This is a genomic window from Thauera phenylacetica B4P (assembly GCF_000310225.1).
Taxonomy (GTDB): domain Bacteria; phylum Pseudomonadota; class Gammaproteobacteria; order Burkholderiales; family Rhodocyclaceae; genus Thauera; species Thauera phenylacetica.
Window position 1 is genome coordinate 1 of the sequence record NZ_AMXF01000361.1, and the last position, 2,800, is coordinate 2,800.

Annotated in this window: 4 protein-coding genes; all 4 read left to right on the forward strand. The window is 70.6% G+C overall.

Going from position 1 to position 2,800, the window contains the following annotated elements; translation table 11 throughout:
* Position 1 precedes the first annotated feature (1 nt).
* Genes C667_RS26965 through ureC form a run of 4 tightly spaced genes read left to right on the forward strand, consistent with a single transcriptional unit; the run spans position 2 to position 2,570 of the window.
* Positions 2-112: an urease accessory protein UreD gene (locus tag C667_RS26965; RefSeq protein WP_039922727.1), complete on the forward strand. Its 111-nt coding sequence runs from the start codon at positions 2-4 to the stop codon at positions 110-112.
* Between the two features lie 39 nt (positions 113-151).
* A complete protein-coding gene (gene ureA / locus C667_RS21900; protein WP_004385115.1) occupies positions 152-454 on the forward strand; it encodes an urease subunit gamma in 303 nt (100 codons plus the stop codon).
* Between the two features lie 11 nt (positions 455-465).
* A complete protein-coding gene (locus tag C667_RS21905) occupies positions 466-819 on the forward strand; it encodes an urease subunit beta (protein WP_004385117.1) in 354 nt (117 codons plus the stop codon).
* Positions 819-2,570 carry an urease subunit alpha gene (gene ureC, locus C667_RS21910; protein ID WP_004385119.1) on the forward strand — a complete coding sequence of 584 codons (1,752 nt, stop codon included), beginning with the start codon at positions 819-821 and terminating at the stop codon, positions 2,568-2,570. Before C667_RS21905 ends, ureC begins: the two co-directional genes overlap by 1 nt.
* Positions 2,571-2,800: the final 230 nt, after the last annotated feature.

Below are 2,800 nucleotides of genomic sequence, written 5' to 3' on the forward strand. Positions count from 1 at the left end.
GCTGGGGCCGGCCTGCGAGCCCGGCCGGCAGTGGTTCGCCCGCCTGTGGGCAGCGGCGCGCCCGGCGGTGGCGGGGCGGGCGGCGCACACGCCGCGGATCTGGAACACCTGAGGAGCCATGGGCGGCACCGCGCCGCCACGGAGGAAGACGATGGAACTGAGCCCACGCGAGAAGGACAAGCTGCTGGTGTTTACCGCCGGCCTGCTCGCCGAGCGCCGGCGCGCGCGCGGCCTGCTGCTGAACTACCCAGAGGCGGTGGCGCTGATCAGCTGCGCGATCCTCGAAGGCGCGCGCGACGGCCGGACGGTGGCGGAGCTGATGAGCTTCGGCGCGACCCTGCTGACGCGCGCCGACGTGATGGAAGGCGTCGCCGAGATGATCCCCGACATCCAGGTCGAGGCGACGTTTCCCGACGGCACCAAGCTGGTGACCGTGCACAACCCGATCGTGTGAGGAGCAGGTCGATGATCCCCGGAGAACTCCTCGTCGCCGATGGCGACATCGAACTCGCCGTCGGCCGCGCCACGCGCACGCTGGTGGTGAGCAACACGGGCGACCGCCCGATCCAGGTCGGCTCGCACTACCACTTCGCCGAGACCAACACTGCGCTCGACTTCGACCGCGCGGCGGCGCGCGGTTTCCGCCTCAACATCGCCGCCGGCACGGCGGTGCGCTTCGAGCCCGGGCAGTGGCGCACCGTCGAGCTCGTGGCGCTGGCGGGCGAGCGCGAGGTGTATGGCTTCAACGGCCTCGTCATGGGGCGGCTGGACGAGCCGGCGAACGCGCCCGCCGCGCACCGCGGCGAAGGAGGCCTGTGATGGCGAAGATCTCGCGCCGCGCGTACGCGGAGATGTTCGGCCCCACGGTGGGCGACCGGCTGCGGCTCGCCGACACCGCGCTGGTGGTCGAGGTCGAGCACGACTTCACGATCTATGGCGAGGAGGTGAAGTTCGGCGGCGGCAAGGTGATCCGCGACGGCATGGGCCAGGGCCAGGGCGTCTCGGCCGACGTGGCCGACACCATCGTCACCAACGCGCTGATCATCGACGCGGTGGCGGGCATCGTGAAGGCCGATGTGGGCCTCAAGGACGGCCGCATCTGGAAGATCGGCAAGGGCGGCAACCCGGACATCCAGCCCGGGGTGACGATCCCGATCGGCGCCGGCACCGAGGTGATCGCCGGCGAGGGCATGATCCTCACCGCGGGCGGCATCGACAGCCACATCCACTGGATCTGCCCGCAGCAGATCGAGGAGGCGCTGAGCTCGGGCGTCACCACCATGCTCGGCGGCGGCACCGGGCCGGCGACCGGCACCTTCGCCACCACCTGCACGCCGGGGCCGTGGCACATCCACCGCATGCTGGAGGCAGCCGAGGCCTTCCCGATGAACCTCGGCTTCTTCGGCAAGGGCAACGCCAGCCTGCCCGCGCCGCTGAAGGAGCAGGTGCAGGCCGGGGTGATCGGCCTCAAGCTGCACGAGGACTGGGGCACGACGCCGGCTGCGATCGACAACTGCCTGACGGTGGCCGAGCAGATGGACATCCAGGTCGCCATCCACACCGACACGCTCAACGAGTCGGGCTTCGTCGAGACCACGCTGGCGGCGTTCAAGGATCGCACCATCCACACCTTCCACACCGAGGGCGCGGGCGGCGGCCATGCGCCGGACATCATCCGAGCCATCAGCCGGCCCAACGTGCTGCCGTCCTCGACCAACCCGACACGGCCGTACACGGTCAACACCATCGACGAGCACCTCGACATGCTGATGGTGTGCCACCACCTCGACCCCTCGATCGCCGAGGACGTGGCCTTCGCCGAGTCGCGCATCCGCCGCGAGACCATCGCCGCCGAGGACATCCTGCACGACAGCGGCGCGTTCTCGATGATGTCGTCGGACTCGCAGGCGATGGGCCGGGTCGGCGAGGTGGTGATCCGCACCTGGCAGACCGCGCACAAGATGAAGCTGCAGCGCGCCTGGCTGGCGCCCCGGCGCAGCGCCGCCGCGGCGGTGCCCGACGCGGTCGCGGTGGTCGAGGACAGCACCGCCAACGACAACTTCCGCGTCAAGCGCTACATCGCCAAATACACCATCAACCCGGCGATCACCCACGGCATCGCCCACGAGGTGGGCTCGATCGAGCCGGGCAAGCTCGCCGACCTGGTGCTGTGGCGGCCGGCCTTCTTCGGCGTCAAGCCCAGCCTGGTGATCAAGGGCGGCATGATCGCGGCGGCGGCGATGGGCGACCCCAACGCCTCCATCCCGACCCCGCAGCCGGTGCATTGGCGGCCGATGTTCGGTAGCTACGGGCGCGCGCTCAAATGCGCGGTGACCTTCGTGTCGCAGGCCGCGCTGCACAACGCCGCGGTCGCCGCGCTCGGGCTGCAGAAGCCGCTGGTGGCGGTGAAGGGCTGCCGCAGGGTGACCAAGGCCGACATGGTGTTGAATGACGCAACGCCCGAGATCGAGGTCGACCCCGAGACCTACGTCGTGCGCGCCGACGGCGAGCACCTGAGCTGCGAGCCCGCCACCGAGCTGCCGCTGGCGCAGCGCTATTTCCTGTTCTAGGGCGCGGTCGCCGCTCGCGTGCCACGCCCTTTGCCCAAGCCCTGGAGTTCACCGACCATGCCGATGACCAAGGACCTTCTCGCCGACCTCGTGATGCCGACGCCCGCGCCCGCGGTGCTGCTGATCGAGTCCCTGTACGACGGCGACCTGCCGGCGCGCGAGGTGCTCGAGCTCGACTTCAACGCCCGCACCAAGAGCCGCCTGCGCACCCGGCTCGCCTCCGGCGCCGA